The following is a 25,548-nucleotide window of genomic DNA, read 5'->3' as shown; positions in this document are numbered from 1 at the left end:
GCGGCCGTGAGGCTTGGGGTCCGCGAGATTGCAGAACTTGCCGAGGTGGCGCCGTACACCGTCAGCCGTTTTGAGACGGAGCAGGGCGGCTTGCGCCTCGATACGGCCGAGAAGCTGAAAGCGGCCTTGGAGCGCCTAGGGGTGAAATTCACGACCGACGACCAGGGCCGTGCGTGCATCTGCTACGAGGTGCCTCCGAAGGGCGGCATGGAGTGACCGGCCGCGGCAACTTCTTCGCCGTCGATCAGCGATGCGTCGAGGCAGCCAGCCGCCACAAGGACGGGCTCAGCCTCGGCGTCGCGTATCTCGTCCTCGCTCGCTATGCGGCGGGGGCGAACCACAGCAGCACTAAGGCTGGCATGACGGCTATTCACGCCAAGCTCGGCCTATCGCGGGGCCGGGCGGATGCCGCGTTGAAGGGGCTCGAAAACGCCGGGCTCTTGACGCCCCCGAGCAAGGCCGGAACACGCAAGCTTGTCCCTTGGGGAGAATACAAGGCGGGTGCCCTGACAGACCGGCAAAGCGCCGTCCTGGCCCGCGTGAAGCGCAAGCGCGAACCGATCCTGACCGGCGCTGATCCAGACTATCAGATTGCCTATGGCCTTAGCCGCCGCGGCGCCCTCGTCTTGACGGAAGCCCCAGCAGGTAAGGCGAAGTTCAGGGCGACCGACCCCGAATATCTATGGTTCCCGAACAGCCTGGTTGACGGTTTCCGCGAGGGGGACGCGCCCTTGGCTCGCCTGCGGCAGATCGGAGATCCCCGCGCCCTGCAAATGCTTCTAGCGGCCTATCGCGTCACCGACCTTCCAGAGAAAGGCGGCATCCCACGCGACATGATCTGCGGAGGGTTTCGGCGGTTTGAGGTCGGGCGATGGGGCAGCTTTACCGTTTGGGGGTTTGCATCGCTGGGGACGCAAGGCAATTGGTCGGCCCTCACAGACCCGTTTAAGCAGGGCGACATCGAGGAACGCAGCCGGCATTTTTGGGCCACCTGGGACGCCTTGCGTGACGCGCACCTAGTCGAAGTCGTCTCGTACCTTTGCGAGAGCGAAAGCCCCGACGCGCAGCCGATCCATGCCCTTCCTTTCAGAGGGGGCACCGAGGAGGAACGCCGCGTTTCCGTTGCGGCTCGCGAAGCGGCCTTGCGCATGATGTCCTCAGCCCAGATCGAGCGCGCGGAGACGAACCTAGAAGCCTCGCAAGTCGTCCTCTGCCCGGTGCGGTCCCATGTCCTCGGCGTGCAGCTCGTTGGCATCGCCCGGCCAGTCCATCGCGCGAACACGACGAAGACCGGCGCATGGGCTCGGGCCTACCTTCACGGAAGCACAGAACATGCGGCGATTTTTGAGCAGTTAGCAAAACCTCGTGATGTAGCAGACACTTCGCCTGTAGCATCAACGATAGATCAATGAAGGTTCAATGATCTCTCAACGATGGTTCAAAGAAACTCTTTGTGTGACCCTCGCTCCGCTCGGGGCCGCATTCACGGCCGAACACATCAAGGATCGCCGGCCATGATGAAGATCGAGCACTATTGGCCCTTGGAGCTTCTAGAGAAGGCGTTCCCCAAGGGGTTCGGGCCAAACGCACGCAAAGAGGCTGCCGAGGAGGAGCGAGCAGGCGCCGTGCGCGGCCAGTCCTACACCGTTGAGCCCGTCGAGGGCGGTTGCGAAGTGATCCGGTTCCCCTCTCGTCGCGATGACAGGGCGCCACGCCGCTAAACAGCCCTCAGGTTCGCCCAGGATGCCCCAGGACGGCCGAGACCNCCCCTCTCGTCGCGATGACAGGGCGCCACGCCGCTAAACAGCCCTCAGGTTCGCCCAGGATGCCCCAGGACGGCCGAGACCTGGAAATCCCACCGACTACCCATCAAGATCCTTAGGCTTCCTGGGAGCCACGGGCGGCCCGTTTCCCGTCTCCACGCACGCGCGTAGCGGGCGCGCGCACGCGATATGAAGGTTTTACGCCTCAATCCGCGCCAAATGGGCCAGTTTGACCGAGGGGCCTGACGGGAAACGGGCGATTGGACAGGCCGTCTGGCCTGACAACAATCCCGATTTGAGCCCGTGCTGCCTTGGAGCGCGTGAGATCCGGCTAACCCGTCTCAGCCATCCTAGCGGCGAGCCACTGTGATGCGTATCGGCTCAGCGTGAGATGAACGATCCTACCCCGCCGGTCCCGTGAGCAGATCGGGCGGCGGGGGCAGGCTTGCCCCTGGCGAAGGCAAAGCCGCTCCCCTATCCCGTCCGGCCCGCAATAGCCGCCGGACCTCATGTCAGCCTCAGCGAAACCGAAGATCGTTCCTGCCGACCCCGCGCTCTGGCGCCAAGGCTTCCTTGACCTCCGACAGAGCGTTGTCCCGTGTCCTGGCTACACCTTGCAATCTTGGGGAGGCGCGCACGAGGCGTGCGTCGATTTCCTCGACCGCTGGGCTGACGAGGCGGTCGCCCTGGGCTGGACGACGCTGGACGTGTTCGGGGTGCATCCTGAGGCCGGAACCATCCGTCCCGACTTTTGTGGCGCCCTGGTACTCGGCACCGAGCGGGTGTCCGCGATCGCTGAAACCCGCATGCGCTTCGTGAACACGACCTACTACCGCGACACGCCCGGGCGGCCTGCGGGTGCGGTCCCAATCTGGCGCTTTGGGAAGTGACGCGGGTAGCGGACCTGCCCCCTACGAGGCCGGATAGACCTTCGTATTCCAGCGGAATTGTGTGACCGCGCTCCCCCGCAACTCGTCCTGATACCGATCCGCGTAGTGCCGGACGACGATCAAGCACAGGTCGAGCATGTCGTATTTCCGGCCGTCGTGCTCGACATAGACCCCGCCTCGGTCGCCGATGCGGGTGTCCCCCCAATCGCTGACGCCGAAGCCGGATACGGGCCGGACGGTATCGGAGCCAGATGCCATCCGGGTGGCCTTGCCCCGTGTCGCCTCGCGATGCTTGGCAGCGTTGCACATGCGCTCGAATGCAACGAACGGAAGTCCGAGAGCGGCCCTGGCATCCGCATGAGCCGCAAGGCTGAGGTAGTCACCGAGATGGTACGTCACGATGCAGGCCAGGTACGCTCGCCGCCTGTCGGGGGTCTCCATGAAATCCCGGATTGTCGGCGCAACGATTTCGTCAGCGAACTCGCGAGCGGTCATTGCTGCCATGGAGGCTCCCTGCCGCCGTTGACTTAACCATGTCCGCCACGCGACATGGCGTGTCTGGCTGCGTTCGCCCTCAGGGGTGCTTCGCAAGCCGGTATCAGGAGAGATCACCGCCGCGAGATAGACCCTGAAACGACTACGGCCCCCCAGACGCCAATCTGGAGGGCCGCAAAATCGATGGGCCTGTGAGGCCGCTTCCAATCCCTCACAAGCCATACGGCGCCCTTGGGTGTCAAGCGGGAACGCCAATTCCCGCATCGAGAAGTCGTGCCTTGCGCCTGCCTGCGGCCCGCATGGGACCGAGGATGATGACGGTTGAGGAGATGGCCGAGGGGATCGGCCGGGCGCACGGTGCTGCGCTCGACGCGTTGACGCGCGCCCTATGGGCAGGCGTTGCGGCAGGCCAGATCAGCGACGAGGACGCAGGCCGGCTGGTCGAGGCGATCCAGGCACGCAGAACGGCCATTCAGGCGGTTCAGGCGGCCGCTGGCCGGGGCTCCCTCCCCGTGGGGGTTATTCCCAAGCGAAAGCGCCAGCGGCCCCCTGAGCGATCCTTGGCGATCGAGCGCCGCAGACGCCTCGCTGCGTCCGGCCCCATGCCGTCAGCCCTCGCAGCACGGTTCACCACGGGCGAGTTGGCCGTGCTCCGCATCGTCGCGGACGAGTTTCAGGCCCGCCAGGTGTGCGCCCTGTGTCTCGATGCCATCGCGGCCCGAGCCGGGGTGTCTCGCACGCTCGCCAAGGGCGCACTCCGGCAGGCCCGACGCCTAGGGATGGTCGAGATCCACGAAAGGCGCAGGACGGGCGCCAAGAGCCTTCCGAACCTTGTCCGCGTCGTCGACCGCGAATGGCTAGCCTGGATGAAGCGGGGCGCCTCGCAGGCCAAATCTGGGACGAACGGCATAGGGGGCAGATTTGCGCCTACCACGGATAGAAGGTTGGTAACTACGGGGACGACGAGGCCAGCAGAGAACCTGCAAGGGGCTATCGAGAGGGGCAAGGCAAACTGCAAGGGAATTGCTTGAGCCGGCAGCCTTTGCAGCGCAGATCACCTAAGCCATCCTTGCCCCAAGTGCGCCCAGGGCGTACATTGCGCTATGGAGTTCGATTGGCACGACGAGAAATCGGAAGCCAACCTGCGGGAACGTGGGTTCGGGTTCGATTTCGCCGTGCTGGTCTTTCTCAGCCGGACCCTGCACCAAACCGACGAGCGCCAAGACTACGGAGAAACCCGCGTCAACGCCCTCGGAGAGATCGAGGGCGATATCTACCACATCACGTTCACGGATCGCGGCCCCGTGCGCTGGATCATCTCGGCCCGCCGCGCCAACCGGAAGGAGCGCCAACGATGGCACGCATCAGCTTAGAGCAGCTTCGTACCAACCGGCCACAGGTGGACCGCGAGAAGCTGGACGCCACGACGGAAGCTGATATCCGACGCCACACGATCGAGGACGGGCAAGACCCAGATACGGCACCCGTGGGCTATCGCCTCGTACCACCGCCCGCGGAAATCCGGAGCAATTTGGGCCTGACGCAACATGGGTTCGCGCAGGTGCTTGGCGTCCCCTTAGCGACCTATCGGAACTGGGAACAAGGCCGGAAAGCGCCTGACCCCGCCGCAGCGTCCCTGCTGACGATCTTGTACCGCGAGCCGGAAGCCGCTTTGCGTGCGCTGCGTTCCGGCGCCACGCGCCCGCAAACGGTTGCCTTTGATGCTTGCACCTTCAAGAAAATCACAAAGATCAAAGCGACCCGCAAGGTGGTAAGGGATGCCGTTGCGGCGCCCGCCAAGCCCAAAGGAAAGCCTCGCCGGCTCTCAGGGAAGGCCACAGAAGCGAAAGACCGAGCTTAGGTTTGTTACCCGACCCAGATTGTACCGCGGCTGCCAGCACTCCATCTCGGCCATTCGCGCCGAGGAGGAGAGCGGTTAACCCTAGCGACGCTCTATCCGCCGATGGCAGCCGCGACGATCCTGAATGTCTTTCTGTTCGCCCTGGCGTGGAAAGGGACGCAGATCGAGAAACGCGACGGCGAACCGCCGTGGTCGCTCGTTCTTGGGCTGCTCGCATACCTGGGGGCGCTCGGAGCCTTCGTCTACTTCTCGCTTAACCGCCCCCTGGTCTCAGGGTTCGACGTGTTCATGGTCGCTTTTGGAGCGCAGGCCATGGGCGGAGCGATTGTCCATGCCTTGTTGCACGCCTTCATTTTCTCACGCGGCCAGCGCAAGGCCGACCGTGCTTTCGCATTTGTGGGCGCCCTGTTCCTCGCGGGCATCATGGTCGCGGGTGTGCTCGGCACTTAGCGTCGGTGACTTGATGGCTTCAGAAGACGGGGCCTCCATCATCGGATCAGCCATGTGCCCGTGTAGGTCACAGCGGCCGAGTAGATGGGATGGCCATCCTCATCCGTCACCAGAACCGAGAAGGCTTGGTGCTCGCCGTCTTTAGGCACTTCGTACGCCGCGATCTCGGGCAGGACCGACTTTGCGTGACGAGCAGCCTCCTCAGGGCCAGCGAGGTCCATGCCCTCATCGTCACGAAGTGTCTGGCCATTATGGATATCGAAGAAGTAGCGAGGCATGGGCTCTCCACCCGTAAGAACAATTAGCTATCTCACATAGCCGAGTAAGGCGGTGTCTTGGGATGCAGGTGCAGGTAGTTCGGGTTGAAGCCCGCATAGCTCTTGATGGCCGCTACGTCAGGTAATGTGACATGTCGCTCCTTGAACACCACCAGCCCCAAACGTCGTAACTCCTGGAGCACCCGGTTGATGTGGACGTTCGACAGCCCGGTTGCATCGCCGAGGTCGAGTTGGGTCAGGGGGAGCGGATAGCTGTTCTCCGTCGCAAGCCNCAGCCCCAAACGTCGTAACTCCTGGAGCACCCGGTTGATGTGGACGTTCGACAGCCCGGTTGCATCGCCGAGGTCGAGTTGGGTCAGGGGGAGCGGATAGCTGTTCTCCGTCGCAAGCCMCACCACCTGAAGGCGGATCAGGARCTCGCAGAACAGGTGTGCGACCTGCTCATCGGCCGAACGACGGCCCATGCACACCAGCCATTCCCGGAGGATTGCTTCATCGACGAGGCCGGCCCACTGCAAGGCACGGTTCAGGCCCGGATGTTTCCCGCAGAGGCCATTCATCACCGAACGCGGGATACGCACCACGTCGCAGGAGCTGATCGTTCCGATGCTGTGATCCATCTCGCCGAGGATCGACACGTTCAGGTCGCAGACGCGGGATACGCACCACGTCGCAGGAGCTGATCGTTCCGATGCTGTGATCCATCTCGCCGAGGATCGACACGTTCAGGTCGCAGAAGTCTCCCGGGATGAGGAAGCCAACAATCGACCGCCCTCCGCCTGCAAGAACCTTATAACGGCAGGCGAAGCCCCTCTGGATCAGGTGGACGTGATCGGGCACGTCCCCCTCTAAAATGAGGGCTGTTCGAGACTGAACCTTGCGCAGATGCGCACTTGCTCCCGTAAGGGCTTTCTCGTCCTCCCCGGAGAGCGAGAAACGGCGGCCGAGCTTTTGGATGAACGGATTGAGCATGAGCCCTCCCGGGCCATGCCCCACAGTCAGTATGCCGACCTAAGCTGTGAGATTGCAGAAGGTTGCGCTCGGCTCGGGAACATTACTCCCTCCGTCATACCAAGCTAACAACAGCGCCAGTAGCCCTCAGCCCAAGCGGATTACCTATCGGGTTCCCAGCTAGATATTGGCTCAGGTCGTACGGAATTGCGCAATCTACCCGATGCCAATCAGAAATCTGGCAATGAGCCTCAAATGCTGGACACTAGCGGACATCCCCGCCTGTAGCGTATCGGCTGGTTTCGAGGGGCTGGTTTCGAGGGGCTGTGCGAGAGCCCGTATGGTCGGCGCCCCACCCTGGAAGGACTGCCGAGCCCGCGACGCTGCAACGCCTCCTGTCAGAGCCCGCCGGCCGGCATCCCGTGCCCCGTAGGCTGCACCTGCCGCTGACGGCCCCCGCGATCAGGTCGAATGCCTTCGCCACCGCCCCATGGCGCTTACAAGGCGCAGCGTATCGGAAGGGTGAAGTGTCCGCTTCCATACCCTTTGCAGCTAAACTGAAACCGTAGCGACTGCCCTGCCGTAGCGGCTGACACGGCGCATGGCGAAGGCAGGATATGGAAAAACCGCATTACGTCGTTCAGCGCAGCCGTTCAGGCAGGTTCAACTTCACGCTCTTGACGAGCGCCGGGCGTCTTACAGGGTCCGTCGTAGTCCCCATTGATGGTCGCTCAAGTGACGAGATCAAACGGCTGGCCTTTGAACAAATCCGAGTGCTTGCCGAAGACTTTGCCCGCGTCCAAGTTGCAAAAGACTTACCTCCTGACAGCAGCCCGGCCGAGCCTGTCGAGGGCTTAGCTTGAAGTCCCACGTCGGCATTTTTGAACGATCTAATCGCAACGCTTTGGCCGGCCCCGTATTCGCCCCGTAGATACGGGGAAGCGCAGACCTCAACAATCCTCAACAATCCGGCCCTCGCGCGCCCGCGCGTACTGGTCGCGAAATGCCCGCCCAACCTTAGCAATCCTTAACAGGCGGTCCCTCGCGCGCGGGCGCGTATTGCTGTCGAAACTCAGAAGGGTCGTAGCTCAGCGCTGCGGTTCTGTCCGCGGCCAGCAGGGGGCACCGGCTAGCTGTTTCCGCCCTGTATTATCAGTGAGTGCAGGCCCTTATCAGGGTTTCCGAAAACTCCTAGACCTGAGCTCAACCGGCATGAGCGCGTGAAGGGCTGCTTTGAGAGGAGAACGGACCCTTCGCCCTGAAGGGGACATTCCGCCTCCGAGTAATCCTGCGTGAGACCCACGATTTGAGGCCCGGGAGCGGGCGCAATCCCTCGCCCGTCGCGTATTATGAATACGGAACTGTCCTTATCTTCGCAGCGGCTCAGGTAGTTCTAAGTTTGGAGGATGGCCATCAATACAAAATCATCGGGCCGCCCGTTTTTTTAACATAAATCACACGGGATTGAACCTTGCACGGGAGCCATTCGCTTTCTTGAGCGTACCGCTTCATGGACCGGCTTCTCTCATCCTCCCCTCCCTACGCCCTAGTCGTCGAAGGCCATGTGCTCGTGCGCATGGACGCTGTGGCCATCCTCGAGGATGCGGGCTTCCGGGTGCTCGATGTGGTAACAGGTGATGAGGCCATGCACCTGCTCGATCAGCACGGCCGAGAGTTCGCCCTGCTGTTCATAGCTGTGGGCCTCAGCGGCCAACATGACGGGTTCGCGCTGGCCCGTAAGGCCGCCTCCGAGCACCCGCACATCGGTATCTTGGTGGCCTCAGGCCACCACACGCCCGCTCCAGGTGATCTGCCGGACACGGCTTGCTTCATCGAGAAGCCGTTCAGCGCTGGGGTCGTTCACGATCACCTCCGGCGCATCCTGCCGGACGATAGGAAGCCAGAGGCGTTGAAGTCGGGAAGCAGCCCTCTCCGGGGTCTGTAAAGGGTGGCGATCGGACCGTAGCTCTTGATCCAGAAACCGACGTACCATCTCAGACGGCAAACGAGCGCTTCAAGAAACGCCGGACTGTGAGATCGCTTACGCGAATAGGATTACTACTCGGCCGCCTTCATAAGAGGTGCGGAGACGGCTGCGTTCCGGATGAAGGCCAACACCTTAGCTCGATCTTGCTGATGCTCGATCAGTGACCAGAGCCGCAGCAGCTCATGTGTTTCTGCGAAAGTGCTTGAAGGCTGTTCAGAGAACGCAGAGACCGGGCATCCGAGGGCAGAGGCGATCCTGCTCAACGTCGTTGCCGCACGAGAAGCGGCACCATCGTCATCATCGAGCTTGGACATCGGCTGCTCTGGCGTTCTGAATTGTACGTATCCGTACAAAAATGTAACGCACGGTCTGATCAAAATTACAATCCGTTCCAGAATGCGTATGAATACTTCCTGCCACGCTTGTATGTTTTAACATAAGATGGTTTTTTAATTGAGGAAGCGGAGGCTCAAGATAAAATGAACGACGACGAACGTTTCGAAGCCATGGCAGATGCCTGCCTCAAAGCTCATGAAGCGGTCGTCGACATCGGTAAACCCGTGATGCTTGCTATAACACGTGCTCTCCTGTGGCAGGTCGGGCAAGAATTAAGCCAGCGCGAGGCTCGCCGAGAGAAGATGCTCCGTGAAGCTGAGGACGTACACAGAGACGGTGCTGACCCTGCTTTCCACCCACCCCAGTCATAGGCCACTGCCTCGCTGAGCAGCCTGTAAGCGGCCGTTCCCGGCTTCTACAAAGGGTTGCAAGCGGACGGTGCCATGCGCCAGACGTAGTCTGTCACAGACCGAAGACCAATGCCGCCTCCCGATCGGCCGCGTTCATCACCCTCGCTCGAATGACACCCATCGCGACCAGCTTCCGGTCGTAGGTCCGCCAGCGCATCCACTTCGGCTTGTTCGGCATGGGCGCTAGGACGTTGACCGAGCCCCCGAGGCGCACCCGCTGTCGACGCAGCCGGGTAATCTGCCGATCGCGCGGCGTCATCCTCTGGACGGCATAGGCGAGGCGATGCGCCTTCCGTGAGGCGAACCGGGCGCCACCCTGCGGCAGGAATAGATCCGCGCACAACACGCCCGACCACGGGCAGGACCACCACCAACGGAAGCCGCCCAGCGGCATCGCCACGGCCTCGATACCGACGCGGTAGGAGTGTTCTGCAACTCCCCCAGGTACGGGGGCGTCATGGGTCAGCACCACGTCACCCGATAGCCCGTCCTTGCGCAGGTCGATGTCGAACCGGACCCGCTTTGCGACGTGCGGGAAGGCGCCCCCATGCACCAGGTCGCCGGACCAGCCAAACGCCCCTTGTCGGACGCTCATCAGCTTCGACAGGGGCAAGCGCAGACAGCTTTCGACGGTTGGCCGCCCCCCGGTTAGACCGCTACCCATCCCGCCCATGTGCCTCGCTCCGGTTCTACGAAATCGATTGCCGAACCTGTCGTTTTCAACGCACGGCGCGCCCGGCTTCCGTGAGGGCGACGAGCGATCCCGGTCCACAGTGTGAACGCCGCTGGACGAGGCCCCGCCGGGCGAGGAGCGCCAGGGCCCGCGACGGGTTCATGCCCTCCCCGGCCCGAGGCTTGCCCCGCAGCAGGTTCGGCCGGACTCGTTCATTGCCGTTCCCCCGGGCGGCCTCCGCTTGCCGCTGCCCGTGCTCAAAGAGGGCGAGCTGTTCGATGTGCCCAGGCGAGCCGAGGGCAGCCATTCGGCGCAGATCCGCACGTTGGGCATCAACCGCCCGCTCGGCATGGGTCGCCCGCTTCATCTCTGGCGTGGGTTCGATGTCGAGCGTCGCGGCGATCACGTCGAAGGGCTCAAACCAGCAGGCCCCGTGCTCCCCTTCCAGCGCACGCAACGCCTTGAGGATCAGCTTTTGCCGGTTGCCGAGCCCGCGCCCCATCTCCTGCCCCTAAGTGTATGATTTCACTGCCCAGCAATGCGCGAAAGACCCACCCCAGGCAACCGGAGCCCCTTGGCGGGCGGCATCCGCGGCAATCTGTGGGACGATCAGTTCATGAGCGTACGGAGCCGGTCATTCTCTAATTTCGAGAGGCGACGTCCAAGCTCCAGCAGGAGCATGTCGATCATGTTCTGCAGAAGAGGTTCAGCGAGCTTCTGGATGGCGCCTCGAGCGGCAAGACAATGCTCGGCAGCGTCCTCCAAGGGGTGGCTTGCGCGGTCAGGCATCCTAGCCAAATAAGCGGCTTCCTCAGCCCGGTTTTGCGTGATGTCGATCAGGAAGCCGGTGCCTCGCCGAGGCTGGCCTATCTCGTCCAACTCGATAAGACCGCGAGCCAAAACCCACCTCATGGTGCCATCGGCCGAGTGAACGCGATACTCCTGCACGTAGGAGCGACCCGCCTTTGCGCTTTTCGCGATAATTTCCGCGGCTTCCGCTCTGTCCTCAGAATGAATGGCTTTCAGGAACAGGCTCAGCGGCACCCCGCCCTGCGCCGCAGCAGGTTCGACGCTGAAGAGCAGAGCAACCGTTGCGTCTGCGTACAAGCGGTCATTGGGGATATCCCAATCCCAACGCCCGATCACATCTGACGCGTCGATCGCAGCCTGCAACTGGATCTGCGAAGCCTTGGCCATACCTGCCCCGCCGTGCCGCACCACTGCCTCCAAACCTTCGTTATTTAGTCCATCACTTGAATGTGAGACCTTTTTAAGGTTAGTTAACATGCGGTAATTTGTCTGCCCCTGTGGCCACGATACAGCCACGCTTCTTACATACATTCCAATCTACGATGCGCGCAGTTCGGGTTTCTGGAGCATACTATTGGGGACAGGATGTGGGCCGTAAGCTGAACCCTATCGAAGCCGCTTACTCTAGCTTTCCTGATGCGAGTGTGGCGACGAGCCCTATTCCACCGAGCCGCCGTCAGCTGCTCCAGCAGCAAATCGCCGAGCAGCTTGGGATTTCGCCCGACGAGTTCAGCGAGGTACCTCTGCCGCCTTCCGGTACTCCAAAAGGAGGTGCCTCTGCTGGGGCCTTCGACATAGCACTCAGCCGTGAGTGCCTCGAGCTGCTCGAAGCCTACTCTCGGATCACAGACCCAGAGCAGCGCCGTCGATGCCTGCAAGCTGTTCGTGAGGCGGCTGATGGCTCGGCTGATGCGGGCCTAACGCCAGAGATGTGACGGCTGGAGCAGACCTAAACTTCGTGTAAGGCAGAGGGGTAAATACCGACCCAATAACGCCGTGGAGAGCGGTTCAGCCAATCCTCAGAAGCGGACGTTGGCCCCCGATGCAGGCTGCAGGTAGCCTGGGTTGAATTCGCCAATCTCCTGGACATGCGGCCCTGTCGCAAACCCGTGGCGTTTACCCCGCGTTGACCATAGAGCCCGCATGGCACCTCCTGTTTCGGAGGCCACCCCATGATCCTGTCCGCCATAGCCGCGAAGCTGAAGCAGCGCTCCAAAGCCGATTTCAAGGGCCGGCACTACGAGGCGGCCCTGATCGTTCAGGCCGTCGCCTGGTACCTGCGTTACCCGCTGAGCTATCGTGACATCGAGGAGCTGTTCCTGGAGCGCGGGGTCGAGGTGGACCACAGCACCCTGAACCGTTGGGTGCTCGCCTACGCGCCGTTGATCGAGAAGCGGCTGCGCCAATTTCGCAAGCCGCACTGCGGGTCGATCCGGATCGATGAGACCTACATCAAGGTGCGTGGTGAGTGGCGCTACCTCTACCGAGCTGTCGACAAGCACGGCAACCCAGTCGACTTCCTCCTCACCGCTAACCGCGATCTCGACGCGGCCAAGCGGTTCTTCCGTAAGATGCTGGCGGATCAGCCACTTCTTGCGCCCGATCGGATCGGCACGGATGGTGCCAGCACCTATCCACCCGCGATCGTGGCTGCGAAGAGCGATAGTCTTCTGCCCCACGCGCCGCTCCACTACGTCACCAAACATCTGCAGCAAGGCATCGAGAGCGACCACTTCCGGGTCAAGAAGAACATGCCCCGGATCGGCGGCTTCCGCTCCTTCCATACAGCGCGACGCACGATCTGCGGCTTCGAGGCCATGCTCTGGCTGCGGAAGGGCTTCGGTTTCGCCGGCGCGTGGACGGTCCGCGAGCAGAACCGTCTTCTCGCACTCTGCTTTGGGCTTCCGCAGGCGAACAAAGCGTGAAAGCAGAACGGTAGAGAGCCTTCCGCGGCCTGACACTGAGTTCGCGACAGGCCCGTCTGGAGCCCTTGCGTCAGGCCGACGCTTGGTGCGGCATCCCTGCTCGTGTCCCAGGAACGCGACCTCACTGCCTCTTGTGCGCCTGAGTAGCCATCCTAGCGACTTTTGACGGTGCGTCGTTCAAGTGATGCCGAGCACGCGGATCAGCAACAGACTGACCCCGATCAGAACAGCCAGCGATGCAGTGACAGCGAGCGTGACGCGCCCACCGACGCGTGCAAGCACACGGACATCGACGCCAAGACCAAGAGCGGCCATCGACAACACGGTGAGGAACCCCGCGAGTTGGGTCAGCGGCTTCACCGCGACGTCCGGGATCAGACCGAGAGAGCGCAAAGTCGCTAGCGCCAGGAAGCCGAGGATAAACCATGGCACCAACTTGGTGAGGCCGAGCCGCCCAGCCTTCCGTGTTGGAGTGCCGGGCTCGACCGGAAGCCGCGAGGCAATCAGTGAAAAGGCCACCACGACGGGGCCGAGCATGAGAACGCGTACGAGCTTAACCAGCGTGCCAACTTGCGTGCTCAGGAGGCTCACGGGCACGGTCGCTGCCAGCACTTGCGGCACCGCGTAGACCGTCAGCCCCGCCAGCACCCCATACTGGTTATCGCTCATCCCGGCCAGCGGCACGAACAGGGGCAGCCCGAGCACCATGAGCACACCTAAAACCGCCGTGAAGGCAATCGAAGCGGCGATGTCCTTGGCTTGAGCCCCGATCACCGGCGCGACCGCGGCGATGGCTGAGTTGCCACAAATTGCGTTGCCACAGGCCACCAGGATAGCCATGCGCGCGGGCAGGCCGAACGCACGGCAAATGAGAAAACTCGTTACGATGCCGAGGATCACCGTTCCGACGATACCTCCCAAGAGCGCCGGGCCAGAAGCGAGGATCGCGCCAAGGCTGAGCGAGACTCCAAGCAGGGTAACGGCGACTTCCAAAAGCTGCTTGGCGGAAAAGGCAATGCCGGTGTGGAAGCGCGCATCGGGTGCCCAGGCAGTGCGCACTGCGATGCCGAGCAGGATAGCCAACACCAGGGCCTCAACATAAGGGTGACCGGAGACATGCTCTTCCAAGGCCTGCGCGGCCATGGCAATGAGCGTGATCACTACGCACAGGCCAATGCCAGGCAGAACCGATGCCGGCGAGACAGGCTTTTCGCGGAGCACTGCCATTGCGGGGGCTTTCTGGGATGCGTCTAGGCTCACGATGCGGCTTTGAGGCGTGTTGGGAAGAAAACGTTCGTTGGTTCTCCATTGCGGAGAAGTACTCTCTCCAGAGGGAGTGAAGTTCGGAAAACCCCTCCCTTGCTTGAGACGGCCTTGGGCGCGACATATCTTGTCATGCGCAACACTCCTGACACGTGGTCATCACCGATCACTTTCGATCCCTTCGGCGAGCCGGTCCCCGAGGGCGTTGCGCGCGCTTACAGATCTACCGCGGGCGACCACACCGCTCGCCGAATCGGCGGTGTGATATTCTGGAGCTTGGCGCTTCTGATCCTGGCTGGACGCATCTACGCCGCTGACCTGCCTGTGGTTCAAACGGTCGCCTCGTACGCCGCAAAGGTCGTGGCTCTGATCTGAGGCCTGAGCTATTTTTCCCAACCCGCGAATGCTGGGCTGTAGAAGCTTTTAATAGGTCGCTGTTAGGTAAGCGGCGATGACCTTGGCGTCGGCCTCAGCGATCGGCGCATGGTAGACTTTGATCATCTTACTCACCTCGGCTTCCCAGAACGCCTTGCCTTTCCCTGGCGGCTGCATCGCAATGTAGTCGACGGAGTGGCAGCTCATGCAGTTGGCTTGCGCCGCCTCGAAGCCGATTATGTGAGTCGTGTCCGTCCCACCTTGGGGTGCTCGCAGCTGTGCCGTGGGCTCGGGTAGCGCGTAACTCCGAGGCTCGGCCACGGCCGTGCCGGCAGCGAGTATGAGTGCGATGCTGGTGACAAGAAATCGCGTCATCCCATTCTCCCTCAAGCCGCCCGCACGCGGGTGCTCTCAACCACGTTGCGCATATAGCCGGCCGGGTTCCAGCGCGGTTCCATCGGCTGGCTCGTGCCATCGTTAGCCGTCGCTTTGACCCGAATGATGTGGGAGCCGGCGGGAAGGTCGACGTCCAGGGTCCAGGCCCGAAAGGCGTAACGCCCAAAATCCTGACCCAGCTTGGCAGGCAGCCAGGTTCCCCCATCGTTGGCGGAGACCTCAACCGTCTTGATGCCGGAGCCGCCGTCGAAAGCGATGCCGCGCAGCGGCGTCGAGCCCGCCTTCACGCTGGCTCCATCGATCAGGTTTGTGAGGAAGGAGCGCACGTTGAAGCGCCCGATCGGTACGGTGCTGGCTGCCGCCTTGCCGGGCTCGGTGCAGGCGCAGGGCGTGTCGGGGATACGGTAGGCGGTCTTCATCCAGAACCCCTCGAACGGCTTGTCGAGTACGGTGATCGCGTTGAGGTGCTTGACCCAGTAGGTGCCGTAGAGCCCCGGCACGACGAGGCGTAAGGGGTAACCGTTGAGCCAAGGCAGTTCCTGCCCGTTCATCCCCCAAGCCAGCATCACCTCGCCGTCGCGAGCGTGGTCGATGTTCAAGGCCTTCGCGAAGTCCGGCGTCTCCGGGATCACAGGTCCATCAAGCCCCTCGAACGCGACCTGGACGGAGCCCGCCTTTACGCCCGCCTTATCCAGCACGGTCTTCAGCGACACGCCGGTCCAGCGCGCACAGCCCATCGCACCGTTTGCGAGTTGGCCACCGGCCATACGTGGTTCGAAGAAGCCGCGGGAATTGCCTGAGCACTGGTTGACCGCGACGACCTCTGTTTGCGGCATTGCCTTGAGATCGGCCAGCGCGAGTGAAACCGGCGCTTCGACGTGACCCTGTACTGCGAGGCGGAAGGTGTCCGGGTCGATCTCTGTGGGGATGTCGGCGAGGTGATATCGCACGAAGAACGCGTCGTTCGGAGTGATCACCCCCTCGTCAAAGACCGAGAACGGCGTCTCGAGCTGCGGCGGCCGGGCCGTCATCTGCAACAGCGGGCGCTTGCCCGGATAAGCCACCAGTGGGCGCTCGCCATTGCCGAAGGGCAGACCGACCTCGGCCGCGAGGACCGAACGTCCGACCAGCGCTAGGGCGCCTGCGCCGAATAGGACCTCACGTCTGGGAATTTCTTTCCTCATTGCACACCTCTCTTGAAAAGCAGCTTCGGAGGTGGTCAGGCGCCGAGGCCGAGCCCCAGCAACCGGTTTGCATTGCGCCAGAGTGCAGCGTCGAGTGCGTCTTCAGAGAGTCCGAGCTGGCGGAAATCCTCCACGCCCTGCCGCATTGGCCTGAACGGGAAGGAGGAGCCAAACAGGAACTGATCCCGCATGAAGCTGTTGGCCGCCTCAACGTAGAGGCCGCCGCCGGGCGCAAAGGTGTACATGTCGGGCGAGACGAAAACGTTCTCGTTGCGGAAAGCCACCGTCACCATTTCGGCGACGTTCGGGTAGAAGCCGTGGCAGCACACGAGCGGCAGCTTCGGAAAGGTCTTCGCCACCCGATCGACCGCGAGCGGGTCGTTAAGGCGCAAGTCGGGCGTCGTCGGGCCAGACATCACGAAAGCTGGAACCCCCAATTCCTGGCACAGCTCGTAGAGCGGCATCAGGCGCTCGTCGTCGGCGCGCATGGCTTCTCCGTAGAAGCCAGCATCGAGGTTGACGCCTTTGAAGCCGAGTTCGGTTACCGCGCGGCGGGCCTCGGCCACGGCAGCATCACGGCCGAGCTCCACTGGGTCTACTGAGGCGATACCGACCAGCCGCTTCGAGTTGTGTCGAGCGACCGTAGCAAGGTCGTCGTTGGCAATCCGCACGCCCGGCACCGAGCGGGCGACCATGACGGCGACGTCGATGCCAGCCCCGTCCATTTCCGCAGAAAAGCCCTCAACGGTCATCCCTCGGGTAAAGTGGTCGATCTCGCGGCCGCCAACACGCCCGTTCAGCCAGCGCACAACGCCGTACTCAGGAGTGTCAGGCGCCCCACCAAAGAACTTGTGCAGGAAGGTCGGGCGGCTACGCATGTCTACGATCGGCATGGCTTCTTCACTCCTTGTTAGGGGGAACCCGGCGCACGATCCTGAGCGCCAGGTTGGTCAGATCAGTGAGAGACCGTCTCCAGCACCTTGCCGCGCGTCTCGACGCCAAGCGTCAGGACGAGGAGAGCTGCGATGAGGAAGCCACCCGCACCGACCTGGAAGGCAGTGGCGGGGCCGTAGTTCTGCACCAGCACTGGCACGATCATGGGCCCAAGGATGGCGCCGATCCGCCCGAAGGCCGAAGCGAAACCAGCTCCCGTCGCCCGGGCACGGGTGGGGTAGAGTTCCGGCGTGTAAGCGTAGAGACAGCTCCACATACCAAACATGAAGAACTGCATCACGAAGCCCGAGACGAACAGCCAAGTCTGATCGACGGCGTTACCGTATAAATATGCAGCGATCGCCGAACAGATAAGAAAGGCCGCCGTAGTGGGCTTGCGCCCAATCTTCTCCAAGAGTAGCGCCGCAGTGAAGAAGCCGGGGATGCCACCCACCGTGATCAGCGTCACGAAACCGACCGAGCTGACGATCGAGAAGCCACGCTCCTTCAGGAGCACCGCGATCCACGAGTTGAGGCCGAAGAAGCCGATCAACGCGAAGAACCACATTCCGAAGGCCATGACCGTGCGCAGGCGGTACTCAGGCGAGAACAGCGTCGCGATTGGGTTTTGATACGGTACGGGCGCCGTGACTGCGTCCACAAGGGACGGCGCTACCGGCGGTAGCGGCCGGCCAGTGGCGCGTTCAACTTCCCGCTCCATCGTCGTCATCACGGCTTCGGCCTCAGCGTGGCGGCCCTTGTCAGCGAGCCAGCGCGGGGATTCTGGCATGGAGCGGCGCACTAACAGCACCACCATCGAAAGCAGGCCCACAATCACAAAGGCCCAACGCCAGCCGAGATAAGGCAGCACGAAGAAGCTGATCGCACCGGAGAGCACGTATCCGATGGCCCAGAAGCCCTCCATGAAGGCGATGTACTTGCCGCGCACGTTGGCCGGCACAATCTCCGAGACCATTGCTTGCGCGACCGGGGCCTCGCCGCCGACCCCGACACCGATCAGGAAGCGGCAGGCCATCAGGACCGGCAAGCTCCAGGCCGCCGCAGCCGCGAGACTGGCAAGTCCCCAGACCACCATCGTGACCTGGAATACGGCCTTGCGCCCGAAGCGATCGGCGGCAGTGCCCGCCACAATGTTACCGAGAAGCTGACCTGCGAAGGTCATCGCCGCGAGCTGGCCTGCCTCAGTGGGCGTGAGCCCGAAGGCGACAACAATCGAACCTAGCAAGAAGGTGAGCAGCGCCACGTCGACCTGGTCGACCAGCCAGGCGGAGGCAATGATTGCGAACACCTTCCGCTGGTACGCCGACATCGGCAGCCGCTCCAGCCGTCCGGCGATGTTGGCCGTGGCAGCAGCAGCGGCTTGGTTTGAAGCGGTGATTTCGATCCCCATACCGATCGGGGGGTCCGTAGCAAGGTGCATGGCGTGTCTCCTGGACGTTTCCTCGTTGGCGTCCAGGACGTACGCCGCGAACGCCGCCTGGACTTTCTTGAGCGTGTAAACAGCCCCTCATCCAATCAGACCGAACGAGTTCGAGGCGGCATCATTTTTCTAATTTTTGCTCGTCCTGCAGGATAACTTTGCTCCCCTTTCCACGATTTGCACTAATATAATTCTATTTTGGCCTTATAAGTTGTGGTTATGGCCCTCAACCTCCACCTCCTGCGTTTCTTCGCGACCGTCGCTCAGACTGGCAGCTTCTCCCGAGCAGCTGAGGAGCTGCACGTGAGCCAACCCGCAATCTCGCAAGGGGTACGGGATTTTGAACTGCAGGTGGGATGTCGACTGCTTGACCGTGGCGCTCGAGGTGTCCGCCCGACTCGGGAGGGCGAAGCCTTGCTGCGACATGCCAGAACTCTTTTCGCCATGGAGAGGGCAGCTGAAGAGGAACTATACGCTCTGCGGGGCCTCGGGAGCGGGATGCTACGGATCGGCGCAAGCACCACAATCGCAACTTACATGATCCCAACTTACCTCGGCATTTTTCATCGCGCGTATCCAGGTATTGAACTCAGCATTATTAGTGCCAATACGCGAGCTATTGCTGCCCTTCTGATTGAGCATGCAATCGATGTCGCATTGGTTGAGGGACCCGTTGAGGATCCGAGTATTGTCAGCGAAGCTTGGCGTCAGGACGAGATGGTTTTAATCACCTCACCGGAGCACACCTTCGCGAAGGCAGCTGAGCCAATTGATCCCGCACGCATTTCGGAAGAAATCTTTATCGTCAGGGAGCCAGGCTCTGGATCACGGGAAATCGTATCCGAAGCATTAAGTGCTAATAAAATCTGCCCAATTCGACGACTTGAAGTCGGAAGCACAGAGGCGATCAAGCAACTTGTGGCAAGCAGCCTTGGAGTAGCAATGGTCTCGGTCGCTACAATTCGTGACCAGATTTCCGTCGGTACAATAGTCGTCGTCCCGATCCGCGATCTGCGGATCGAGCGGGTTCTATGGCGGCTGAGTGTGTCAGGACGCCTTTCTAATCCAGCGACAATTGCATTCAACAAGCTAATAAATTTATAGCTTAAATTTTCATATGCATCGATATTTAAATCGAAGTTTTTATTGATGACTATGAAAAGATCGTGCAGGTAAAACAAAGCTAATTTCCTCTGCTTCGAGCGCAGGAATTATTTTTGTAAATAAAACGACCGTATTCCCGACAGTCAGAAATCTGTCTTTGATCGAAGCCCACGCCCTCTAGGCGCATGTCGGGAAAGGCAGCCCGAAAATCATGTGTCGTGAAAACGGTGTTCAAATTTCACGACAGCGGGGGCGCTTTGGCGGTAGCAGTGGCTTGGATCAGAGCCGGTGTCGGAGGCTTCATCGATCATTAGGCATACCGCTGTCGCCACGAACTTATGAGGGACCCAGCGGTCAAGCGTCACGGTTCACCGCGGAATGCCTCAGTTCGAACCAACCCTTCCGACGCTGCGCACCCTGGCCCTGCTGTCGCTGCGAGACGCTGATGTTCTCCTCGGCTTCGCGGAGCGTCTGTACGGTGCCCAATCCACGATCGAGGCACGCTGGGCTCTACGCCGCATCGACACCTACCGCCGTCTCTTGGGTCTCCCCCAATCCATCAGCGGCATAGAGAGGCTAGCGGCCAGATCCATTCAGCGCGGAGAGACAGGCTGTCGAGCCACCGTGATAGCGATTGGTACTGCACGACACGGGGTCGTAAGGCAGTCCAACCAAGCGAAGCTGCGGCTCGTCGGGTAGGGCTTGCCCGAACGCTCAGGCTGGCCGTCAGAAGCGACCTCCCATAGGCGTTGGACAGCTATCAAAACTTCCGAGAAGAACGGTTATCGGAAGTTAAAGGATCGCAGCCCTGGCGCAACTGAATTCGCGAAAACCTGAAACACTGAAACATGCAAATCGGGCCTTCCGTGTTTCCCGCTTGCGCGAACCCCGGCCGTCATGGTTTCCGAGCTTCAGGCCGTCAGCAAATCCTTAAGCCGTGAACGCCAGAATGTCTGGACCCCTGAACCCCCGACGCGGGACGCGACCCCTATGCATGTGATCCTCGTCGCGACCCAGAAAGGGGGCGCCGGCAAATCCACGATCTGCGCGCACTTCGGGGCCTTGGCCGAACGGCAGGGCAAAACGCTCCTCATTGACGCCGATCCGCAGGGCTCGCTTACCGATTGGTACACGAGCCGGCAGGCCGATACGCCGCTCCTCGTCCAAGCCGACGCGACCAGCATCGGGCCGATACTGGACACGGCAGAGGGCGAAGGGGTCGCCTGGGTCATCATCGACAGCGCCCCCCACAATGCCCCCTTGATGGCCTCGCTTATGAGCCGGGCCAGTGTGACCGTCGTTCCGGTTCGCCCCGGGCCTTTCGATCTCAAGGCCGCCGGCAAGACGCTGGACATGGCTCGCGCCCTGAAAGCCCCCATCGCCTGCATCATCAATGCGGCCCCGCCCATCACGCGCGAGAACGAACCAAGCGTGGTTGCGGAGGCCCGTATCGTCCTGACGAGCATGGGCGCGCCCGTCCTGCCTGGTCAGGTCTCGCAACGGGCCAGCTTCTCGCACGCGCTCATCACCGGCCAGAGTGTGACCGAGTATGACCCTGACGGCCGAGCGGCTTCCGAGATCGCGGCCATGTGGTCGGCAGTTACGAAGCTTGCCGAGAGCTTCCCCCGGAAATCCTGACCCCCTGAAACTCTGAGACCCTGAGAGCCCGAACGATGGCGGCACCTAAGCGGCCCACCCTCACGCACCTTGCAGTCCCCAAGGCAGCGCAGCCCGCGCCCCAGGTCGAGGCGGCACCGACGCCGCCGGTAGACACCCCGGCAGCGCCGCAAGCATCTGCGCCCAGCGGCAAGCGGGTGCCGACGCCGCGGCGAGCCCCGCAGGACATGAAAACGGTTCAGGTTCGCATCAACAAGCGCGGATGGATGGCCCTGCGCAATCTCGCGTCCGACAAGGATCTGAGCCTGGAGGCGCTGATGGTCGAGGCGTTGAACGATGCCCTGTTGAAGCATCAGCAGCCGCCCATCGTGGAGCGTCGTACGGGCGAGCGCGGCACGGAAGGCATCGAGGCAGAGTGAACGCGATAAGGGTACGCTAACGGCGTACCCTTATCTGCCGAAACGCTGAGCCACGGAATACGTCAAACCCGGTTTTCAGGTGTTCAAAATTTCAGGTTTTAAGCGGTTCAAAGTTTCGGGGATCTCGGGGTCAGCGCTCTCTTTCCCGGCAGTCTCCCTCGCCTTGGTGAAGGCTCCCTCTCCCTGTCCTTCGTTTGCTCCATGATCGACCTCATGATTGGGTCGTCCTTGCTCGCAAAGGCAGGGTCCAGGCGGTCCAACGCCTCGCTCAGTCTGCCGCGATGCCAGAGACGCTTGCCACCGAGCACGACAGGCTTCGGCAGCGTCCCGTCCTCTACGCGGCGTGTGAACGTGTCCACCGACATGCTGACCATGTACGAGGCCGTATCGGTGTCGAGCCAGTCGGGAGGATAGAGGCGTTCGCGGCTCATGCCTTTATGGCTTTTGCCGCATACAGCGCGGCGTCGGCTTGATGGAAGACTTCGGGTGCCGCGATGCCGTCCTTCGGGAAGATGGCAAAGCCCACACTGGCAGAGACGCGATGGATCTGCCCTTCGATGCTGATGGGCTGGGCAATGACCTCGCGTAAGCGCGACGAAAGAGCTTCCGCCTGGGCCTCTCCGCCAATCTCCAGGGCTACGATTGCGAACTCGTCGCCGCCCAAACGTGAGACGAGGTCCCCCGCCTTGACTGCCGCCTGCAAGCGTTCAGAGACGACCCTGAGCACCTGGTCTCCAATCTGATGACCATAGGTGTCGTTGATCCCCTTGAAGTCATTGAGATCCAAGAGAAGCAGAGCGTGGCCCGTTGCCGGCGAGCGCCGTGCAGCTGCCGCGTTGAAGATCTCGTCGAAGTGCCGCCTGTTGGCTAAGCCTGTAAGAGGATCAAGGAGTGCAAGTTCGAGCGCTTTGCGGGCTCGGATCTCGGCCTCAATGCGAAGCTTCAGTTCCCGCTTCTGCTCGTTGAAGCGACGGAGCGAGAAGACCAGAAGGCCGACGCTGAGAAGCGTTCCTAGAAGGAGGGCCTCGTTCGTTTCAAGGCGGATCTCTTCGGCCGAGTGATGGTCAGCATTGAGGAACAGGTCCACCTCAAGCGCCACCAAGGTAGCGGCAAGCAGGGCAGCAACGAGCAGGATCGCATCAATGAGCTTGCGACGAGGTACCTTAGGCGGAGGCTCAGGTGTGATCTCGAACTGCATCCGCGCGGCTCTGCATGTTCCATTATTCGCCACCGCGGCCACAAGAACCATCGCCTCGCTCGGTGAACTTTATATGGCGTGCGTTAAAGCCTTCTTCATGGATCGCATCTCGACGCATCAGCAGGCCACCACATAGAGGGCGACGAGGACGGTTGCCGTGACAACGTTCCCGCGCCCGGCTTCGTGCCCGGCTTCCGGCAAGAGCTTGCATCGCAGGCACTTGAGACGGCCGAGGCCACGGGCAACCGCGGGCAGGCCGAGCGCCAAAGCAGCGCGCATGGCGATCCGGGTCTTCATCGAGTGGCGTCCTGTTCGGCGTCGGAGGAGGAGCCGCGCAGCCAGACGACTTGGCTCGCGTGGTGGTTCTCAGGAGCGCCGAGGGAGGGTTCAGCGTCGGCGCCGTCCTCCCGGTCGGTGTCCCCCTCGATCTGGTCGAGGAGGGCAATCAGCCGGTCGGCGGTGTCGAGGGCCGCTTGCGCCGCGTCCTCGATCTGGCGCCGGATTTCAGCCGAGGAGGGCACCAGCAGCGCCACAGGGGCAGCCACTGGGCGACGAGGGGCGAAGGTGTGAACGTTGCTCACCGGATCAGCCCCATCGGGCTACGAGCGATCAGGTCGAGGATGCGGACGTGTTGTTCGTTGGCCTCGTCCTCATCGAGGGGGAACTTTTCGTCCTCTAGGAACTCGACTGTGAAACGCGCGAGAGCCGCGCAACCGGCAGCCGTGGTCGGGACCGTCTTGAGCAGCACGCCATCGACGTGCGCGAAGAACGCATCGGTCGCCGCGTTCTGTTCGGGGCTCGGGTCCAGTTCCCCGGCCGGCAGTTCCACATTGTAAGCGCGAGTGCGGGCCATCGTCAGGCGTCGGGTCTCGGCGATGGCCGCCAGGATGGGGTCAGCAGTCCGCGCAGTGGCCGGCGCGGCCGGGGCAGCATCAGCCGGCTTGCGGCGGATCACACGGGAGGCCGAAGCCTTGAGGGACGCGGCGCGCTCGCGCAGCGAGGGGCGGGCGGTGTCGCGAGTGGCGAGGCGGGCGAAGGAGTTGCGCATGGTAAGAGTTTCCAAATTTCAGAGTTTCAGGGGTTCAGTGACTAAGGGGTTCGGGAAAAGCTAGGCGAGCGTAGCGAGGCCGATGACGACGAGGCCGCCGCATATCAGGGACAGCGCAGCGATCGCCTCACCGAGGCCGCTTAGGAGCCGCAGGGCCGGCACGAGGGGCGCACAGGCTGGTTCGGTCGCCGGGAAGTCGAGGCGCAGGTACAGCGCCAGGTCTGAGGCCCGGGCGAGCACCGCCGCATCGGTGATGCCGTCGTGCTGAATGTGCCAGCGCAGGTGACGAAGAAGGGCGAGGGCGCCGAACTGCGTCGCGCAGGGCGTGGCGAGGAGGCGAGCCAAGGCGCCTTCCATCTCGACGTGTCGGCGCGCCACCAGGGCGTCGGTTGCTGACTGCTAGACGGCCCAAGCCTCGTCGTGGTGGTCGATGGCCGCGAGGATGGGGTCGGCGTGAAAGGGGACGTGCTCGATGACGAGGGCGTGCGAGGTCGATGCCATAACCGGGGCTCCGGGGCTTGGGGTGGTCAGGAGAGGGAAGGGACGGTGCCGGGAGGCGCAGGCGCTCAGTCGGCCGGGATGGGCAGCGAGGCCCAGACGGCGCAGTCCAGCGGGTAGGCGCCAGGACGGGCGAAGACTTCGCGCAGGCGGCGTTGCGCGGCGCGGGCGGCCCCTCGGGTGCTCGTCGGATGGGCGTGGCTCACCCGGTCCCCGTAGTATCGGACGAGGGCGATAGCCGCCTCGCGCGTCGTCGGGGTCAGGGCGTGAAGCTCAGAGCGAGCAGTGAACCGCGCCTTCGCCGTCTCGATGCGATGGGCGCGCCACTCAGGGGAGAGGACGCCACCGGCCAGCCGAGAGGCCGAGACCAGCCCAGCGGCGCGGTGTGCGGTGTCGGCGGCATCCGTGATGCGGATGGCGACCAGCAGCGGGTCTGAGGGCATGGCGAAGCCGCCGCGCATCAGCGGTCCGAGGAGGAAGGCGCCGCCGAACAGCGAGCGCCGGGTTAGAGCGTGCGAGGCCATCAGGCGGCCTCAACCATGCGAGTGCCGAGCTTGCGCACCAGGATCTCGCGGGCCTTGGCTTTCGGGACGTAGGCGCCGCGGACGCGCTTGACCTCGATGCCGAGCCAGACGTGCGCGGCGCTCGGGTCGCCGGTCTCGCGGACCCGGAAGAACTGATTGGCGAGAGTTTCGATGATCATCGGCCGGACCTCAGTGAGCGGCGGCGCGTTGGGCGGCCTTGGCAACCTGCCAAGCAGCCTTGAGCGAGACGGACATCGCGGCGGCCCAGGTGGAGCCGGTGCGGATCTGGTGAGCCTTCGCGGCGGCAGCGGCGTGGGCCATGATCGCGGCGCGATCGAACTTGCCAGCGACTACGAGCGGGCGGCGGGTCTTGACGAAGCACTCAACCATGGCGCGGGCCGAGAGGAAGCCGGCGAGGAGCTGGACGCGATCGTTCCGCATGTCGCGGGTGGCGGCGGTCCAGGAGATTTTGCGGGTGAAGGACATTTGGCACCGCGTCTTGCGAAAGCTGCACTCTGTGCTAACTTTCTAGGACAGGGGCCTAGGTTAATGTCAACACCCTGTGTAGACATTTTGGTACGGGGTACAGAGTGACGCCAGCACAGCTACGAATGGCACGGGCGGCCGTGAGGCTTGGGGTCCGCGAGATTGCAGAACTTGCCGAGGTGGCGCCGTACACCGTCAGCCGTTTTGAGACGGAGCAGGGCGGCTTGCGCCTC

The 25,548-nt window shown here is 62.6% G+C and carries 36 protein-coding genes and 1 pseudogene; 14 read left to right on the top strand and 23 right to left on the bottom strand.

Annotation, left to right across the window (positions count from 1 at the left end; all coding sequences use genetic code 11):
- From ASF60_RS16245 to ASF60_RS16230, 4 genes are all read left to right on the top strand, one after another.
- Positions 1 to 216, top strand: a 216-nt coding sequence (locus ASF60_RS16245; protein ID WP_082508013.1) for a LacI family DNA-binding transcriptional regulator, incomplete at its 5' end; no start/stop codon positions are given.
- The gene (locus tag ASF60_RS16240) at positions 213 to 1,412 is read left to right on the top strand and encodes a hypothetical protein (protein ID WP_056187135.1); all 1,200 of its coding nucleotides are present in this window, start codon (positions 213 to 215) and stop codon (positions 1,410 to 1,412) included. The genes ASF60_RS16245 and ASF60_RS16240, both read left to right, overlap by 4 nt.
- A 102-nt stretch (positions 1,413 to 1,514) precedes the next feature.
- On the top strand, positions 1,515 to 1,721 hold the full coding sequence (locus ASF60_RS16235) for a hypothetical protein (protein ID WP_056187132.1): 207 nt from the start codon (positions 1,515 to 1,517) through the stop codon (positions 1,719 to 1,721).
- A 656-nt stretch (positions 1,722 to 2,377) separates the two neighbouring features.
- On the top strand, positions 2,378 to 2,653 hold the full coding sequence (locus tag ASF60_RS16230; protein WP_244478467.1) for a hypothetical protein: 276 nt from the start codon (positions 2,378 to 2,380) through the stop codon (positions 2,651 to 2,653).
- A gap of 21 nt (positions 2,654 to 2,674) precedes the next feature.
- Here ASF60_RS16230 and ASF60_RS16225 read toward each other — a convergent pair whose 3' ends face one another.
- The gene (locus tag ASF60_RS16225; RefSeq protein ID WP_156634173.1) at positions 2,675 to 3,157 is read right to left on the bottom strand and encodes a hypothetical protein; all 483 of its coding nucleotides are present in this window, start codon (positions 3,155 to 3,157) and stop codon (positions 2,675 to 2,677) included.
- 302 nt (positions 3,158 to 3,459) lie between these two features.
- On the opposite strand from ASF60_RS16225, the gene ASF60_RS16220 reads away from it, so the two are divergent.
- From ASF60_RS16220 to ASF60_RS16205, 4 genes are all read left to right on the top strand, one after another.
- The gene (locus tag ASF60_RS16220; RefSeq protein WP_156634171.1) at positions 3,460 to 4,179 is read left to right on the top strand and encodes a hypothetical protein; all 720 of its coding nucleotides are present in this window, start codon (positions 3,460 to 3,462) and stop codon (positions 4,177 to 4,179) included.
- A 72-nt stretch (positions 4,180 to 4,251) separates the two neighbouring features.
- Entirely contained in the window at positions 4,252 to 4,521 is a 270-nt protein-coding gene (locus ASF60_RS16215; protein ID WP_056187117.1) for a BrnT family toxin, read from the top strand.
- Positions 4,503 to 5,009, top strand: a complete 507-nt coding sequence (locus ASF60_RS23890) for a helix-turn-helix domain-containing protein (protein ID WP_082508012.1) — start codon at positions 4,503 to 4,505, stop codon at positions 5,007 to 5,009. The genes ASF60_RS16215 and ASF60_RS23890 overlap by 19 nt, the downstream gene beginning before the upstream one ends.
- A gap of 102 nt (positions 5,010 to 5,111) precedes the next feature.
- Positions 5,112 to 5,459, top strand: coding sequence for a hypothetical protein (locus tag ASF60_RS16205; RefSeq protein ID WP_056187111.1), 348 nt, complete (start codon positions 5,112 to 5,114; stop codon positions 5,457 to 5,459).
- Positions 5,460 to 5,497: 38 nt separating this feature from the next.
- Here the strand turns inward: ASF60_RS16205 and ASF60_RS16200 are convergent, their stop codons facing one another.
- The 6 genes and pseudogenes from ASF60_RS16200 to ASF60_RS24585 form a co-directional block, all read right to left on the bottom strand.
- Positions 5,498 to 5,737 (bottom strand): DUF6894 family protein, encoded by a 240-nt coding sequence (locus ASF60_RS16200; protein ID WP_056187107.1) that lies wholly within the window; start codon positions 5,735 to 5,737, stop codon positions 5,498 to 5,500.
- A gap of 32 nt (positions 5,738 to 5,769) precedes the next feature.
- Positions 5,770 to 6,008 (bottom strand): annotated as a pseudogene (locus ASF60_RS26265) (helix-turn-helix domain-containing protein); the annotation flags it as partial.
- Between the two features lies 1 nt (position 6,009).
- A partial coding sequence (locus ASF60_RS25360; protein ID WP_210168782.1) for a helix-turn-helix domain-containing protein occupies positions 6,010 to 6,201 on the bottom strand: 192 nt, incomplete at its 3' end.
- A 28-nt stretch (positions 6,202 to 6,229) separates the two neighbouring features.
- Entirely contained in the window at positions 6,230 to 6,709 is a 480-nt protein-coding gene (locus tag ASF60_RS24590; RefSeq protein ID WP_156634167.1) for a Crp/Fnr family transcriptional regulator, read from the bottom strand.
- A gap of 1,525 nt (positions 6,710 to 8,234) precedes the next feature.
- Positions 8,235 to 8,405, bottom strand: a complete 171-nt coding sequence (locus ASF60_RS24985; protein ID WP_162241329.1) for a hypothetical protein — start codon at positions 8,403 to 8,405, stop codon at positions 8,235 to 8,237.
- Between the two features lie 341 nt (positions 8,406 to 8,746).
- Complete coding sequence (locus ASF60_RS24585) at positions 8,747 to 8,989, bottom strand: hypothetical protein (RefSeq protein WP_156634166.1); 243 nt, start codon at positions 8,987 to 8,989, stop codon at positions 8,747 to 8,749.
- Positions 8,990 to 9,154: 165 nt separating this feature from the next.
- Between ASF60_RS24585 and ASF60_RS24580 the strand changes: the two genes are divergently transcribed.
- Complete coding sequence (locus ASF60_RS24580; RefSeq protein ID WP_156634164.1) at positions 9,155 to 9,382, top strand: hypothetical protein; 228 nt, start codon at positions 9,155 to 9,157, stop codon at positions 9,380 to 9,382.
- Positions 9,383 to 9,473: 91 nt separating this feature from the next.
- On the opposite strand, the gene ASF60_RS16185 is transcribed toward ASF60_RS24580, so the two are convergent.
- The 3 genes from ASF60_RS16185 to ASF60_RS16175 all read right to left on the bottom strand — a co-directional run bounded on the left by ASF60_RS16185 (position 9,474) and on the right by ASF60_RS16175 (position 11,381).
- Positions 9,474 to 10,016, bottom strand: a complete 543-nt coding sequence (locus ASF60_RS16185) for a hypothetical protein (RefSeq protein WP_156634162.1) — start codon at positions 10,014 to 10,016, stop codon at positions 9,474 to 9,476.
- Positions 10,017 to 10,140: 124 nt separating this feature from the next.
- On the bottom strand, positions 10,141 to 10,596 hold the full coding sequence (locus tag ASF60_RS16180) for a hypothetical protein (protein WP_056187094.1): 456 nt from the start codon (positions 10,594 to 10,596) through the stop codon (positions 10,141 to 10,143).
- Positions 10,597 to 10,703: 107 nt separating this feature from the next.
- Positions 10,704 to 11,381, bottom strand: coding sequence for a PAS domain-containing protein (locus tag ASF60_RS16175; RefSeq protein WP_162241328.1), 678 nt, complete (start codon positions 11,379 to 11,381; stop codon positions 10,704 to 10,706).
- A gap of 695 nt (positions 11,382 to 12,076) precedes the next feature.
- Between ASF60_RS16175 and ASF60_RS16170 the strand changes: the two genes are divergently transcribed.
- Positions 12,077 to 12,829, top strand: a complete 753-nt coding sequence (locus tag ASF60_RS16170; RefSeq protein ID WP_043768345.1) for an IS6-like element ISMex25 family transposase — start codon at positions 12,077 to 12,079, stop codon at positions 12,827 to 12,829.
- Between the two features lie 177 nt (positions 12,830 to 13,006).
- Here the strand turns inward: ASF60_RS16170 and ASF60_RS16165 are convergent, their stop codons facing one another.
- Positions 13,007 to 14,056: a YeiH family protein gene (locus ASF60_RS16165; protein WP_056160311.1), complete on the bottom strand. Its 1,050-nt coding sequence runs from the start codon at positions 14,054 to 14,056 to the stop codon at positions 13,007 to 13,009.
- A gap of 132 nt (positions 14,057 to 14,188) precedes the next feature.
- Here ASF60_RS16165 and ASF60_RS16160 point away from each other — a divergent pair, with 132 nt between their 5' ends.
- Complete coding sequence (locus ASF60_RS16160; protein WP_244478466.1) at positions 14,189 to 14,467, top strand: hypothetical protein; 279 nt, start codon at positions 14,189 to 14,191, stop codon at positions 14,465 to 14,467.
- Between the two features lie 48 nt (positions 14,468 to 14,515).
- On the opposite strand, the gene sorB is transcribed toward ASF60_RS16160, so the two are convergent.
- The 4 genes from sorB to ASF60_RS16140 form a co-directional block, all read right to left on the bottom strand.
- Positions 14,516 to 14,842, bottom strand: coding sequence for a SorB family sulfite dehydrogenase c-type cytochrome subunit (gene sorB / locus ASF60_RS16155; RefSeq protein ID WP_056160309.1), 327 nt, complete (start codon positions 14,840 to 14,842; stop codon positions 14,516 to 14,518).
- An 11-nt stretch (positions 14,843 to 14,853) separates the two neighbouring features.
- On the bottom strand, positions 14,854 to 16,047 hold the full coding sequence (gene sorA / locus ASF60_RS16150; protein WP_056187088.1) for a SorA family sulfite dehydrogenase catalytic subunit: 1,194 nt from the start codon (positions 16,045 to 16,047) through the stop codon (positions 14,854 to 14,856).
- Positions 16,048 to 16,082: 35 nt separating this feature from the next.
- The gene (locus ASF60_RS16145) at positions 16,083 to 16,940 is read right to left on the bottom strand and encodes an amidohydrolase family protein (RefSeq protein ID WP_056160302.1); all 858 of its coding nucleotides are present in this window, start codon (positions 16,938 to 16,940) and stop codon (positions 16,083 to 16,085) included.
- 62 nt (positions 16,941 to 17,002) lie between these two features.
- Complete coding sequence (locus ASF60_RS16140) at positions 17,003 to 18,391, bottom strand: MFS transporter (protein WP_056187145.1); 1,389 nt, start codon at positions 18,389 to 18,391, stop codon at positions 17,003 to 17,005.
- A gap of 249 nt (positions 18,392 to 18,640) precedes the next feature.
- On the opposite strand from ASF60_RS16140, the gene ASF60_RS23885 reads away from it, so the two are divergent.
- The 3 genes from ASF60_RS23885 (at position 18,641) to ASF60_RS25770 (ending at position 21,561) form a co-directional block, all read left to right on the top strand.
- Positions 18,641 to 19,525 (top strand): LysR family transcriptional regulator, encoded by an 885-nt coding sequence (locus ASF60_RS23885; protein ID WP_082508010.1) that lies wholly within the window; start codon positions 18,641 to 18,643, stop codon positions 19,523 to 19,525.
- Between the two features lie 897 nt (positions 19,526 to 20,422).
- Positions 20,423 to 21,163 carry a nucleotide-binding protein gene (locus tag ASF60_RS16130; protein WP_244478465.1) on the top strand — a complete coding sequence of 247 codons (741 nt, stop codon included), beginning with the start codon at positions 20,423 to 20,425 and terminating at the stop codon, positions 21,161 to 21,163.
- A gap of 35 nt (positions 21,164 to 21,198) precedes the next feature.
- Positions 21,199 to 21,561 carry a ribbon-helix-helix domain-containing protein gene (locus tag ASF60_RS25770; protein ID WP_244478464.1) on the top strand — a complete coding sequence of 121 codons (363 nt, stop codon included), beginning with the start codon at positions 21,199 to 21,201 and terminating at the stop codon, positions 21,559 to 21,561.
- Positions 21,562 to 21,988: 427 nt separating this feature from the next.
- On the opposite strand, the gene ASF60_RS16115 is transcribed toward ASF60_RS25770, so the two are convergent.
- The 8 genes from ASF60_RS16115 to ASF60_RS16080 form a co-directional block, all read right to left on the bottom strand.
- Positions 21,989 to 22,759: a GGDEF domain-containing protein gene (locus ASF60_RS16115; protein WP_056187072.1), complete on the bottom strand. Its 771-nt coding sequence runs from the start codon at positions 22,757 to 22,759 to the stop codon at positions 21,989 to 21,991.
- A 117-nt stretch (positions 22,760 to 22,876) separates the two neighbouring features.
- Positions 22,877 to 23,056 carry a hypothetical protein gene (locus ASF60_RS16110; RefSeq protein ID WP_056187069.1) on the bottom strand — a complete coding sequence of 60 codons (180 nt, stop codon included), beginning with the start codon at positions 23,054 to 23,056 and terminating at the stop codon, positions 22,877 to 22,879.
- The gene (locus tag ASF60_RS16105; RefSeq protein ID WP_244478463.1) at positions 23,053 to 23,340 is read right to left on the bottom strand and encodes a hypothetical protein; all 288 of its coding nucleotides are present in this window, start codon (positions 23,338 to 23,340) and stop codon (positions 23,053 to 23,055) included. Before ASF60_RS16105 ends, ASF60_RS16110 begins: the two co-directional genes overlap by 4 nt.
- Positions 23,337 to 23,807: a hypothetical protein gene (locus tag ASF60_RS16100; RefSeq protein WP_056187062.1), complete on the bottom strand. Its 471-nt coding sequence runs from the start codon at positions 23,805 to 23,807 to the stop codon at positions 23,337 to 23,339. The genes ASF60_RS16105 and ASF60_RS16100 overlap by 4 nt, the downstream gene beginning before the upstream one ends.
- A 60-nt stretch (positions 23,808 to 23,867) precedes the next feature.
- Positions 23,868 to 24,185 (bottom strand): hypothetical protein, encoded by a 318-nt coding sequence (locus tag ASF60_RS16095; RefSeq protein ID WP_156634160.1) that lies wholly within the window; start codon positions 24,183 to 24,185, stop codon positions 23,868 to 23,870.
- Positions 24,186 to 24,373: 188 nt separating this feature from the next.
- Positions 24,374 to 24,829 carry a penicillin-binding protein gene (locus ASF60_RS16090; protein WP_244478462.1) on the bottom strand — a complete coding sequence of 152 codons (456 nt, stop codon included), beginning with the start codon at positions 24,827 to 24,829 and terminating at the stop codon, positions 24,374 to 24,376.
- The gene (locus ASF60_RS16085; RefSeq protein ID WP_056187051.1) at positions 24,829 to 25,008 is read right to left on the bottom strand and encodes a hypothetical protein; all 180 of its coding nucleotides are present in this window, start codon (positions 25,006 to 25,008) and stop codon (positions 24,829 to 24,831) included. The genes ASF60_RS16090 and ASF60_RS16085 overlap by 1 nt, the downstream gene beginning before the upstream one ends.
- A 10-nt stretch (positions 25,009 to 25,018) precedes the next feature.
- Entirely contained in the window at positions 25,019 to 25,315 is a 297-nt protein-coding gene (locus ASF60_RS16080; RefSeq protein ID WP_056187049.1) for a hypothetical protein, read from the bottom strand.
- Positions 25,316 to 25,548: the final 233 nt, after the last annotated feature.

It is taken from the genome of Methylobacterium sp. Leaf113, assembly GCF_001423325.1.
GTDB lineage: Bacteria > Pseudomonadota > Alphaproteobacteria > Rhizobiales > Beijerinckiaceae > Methylobacterium.
This window is presented reverse-complemented; position numbering and strand designations above follow the sequence as displayed.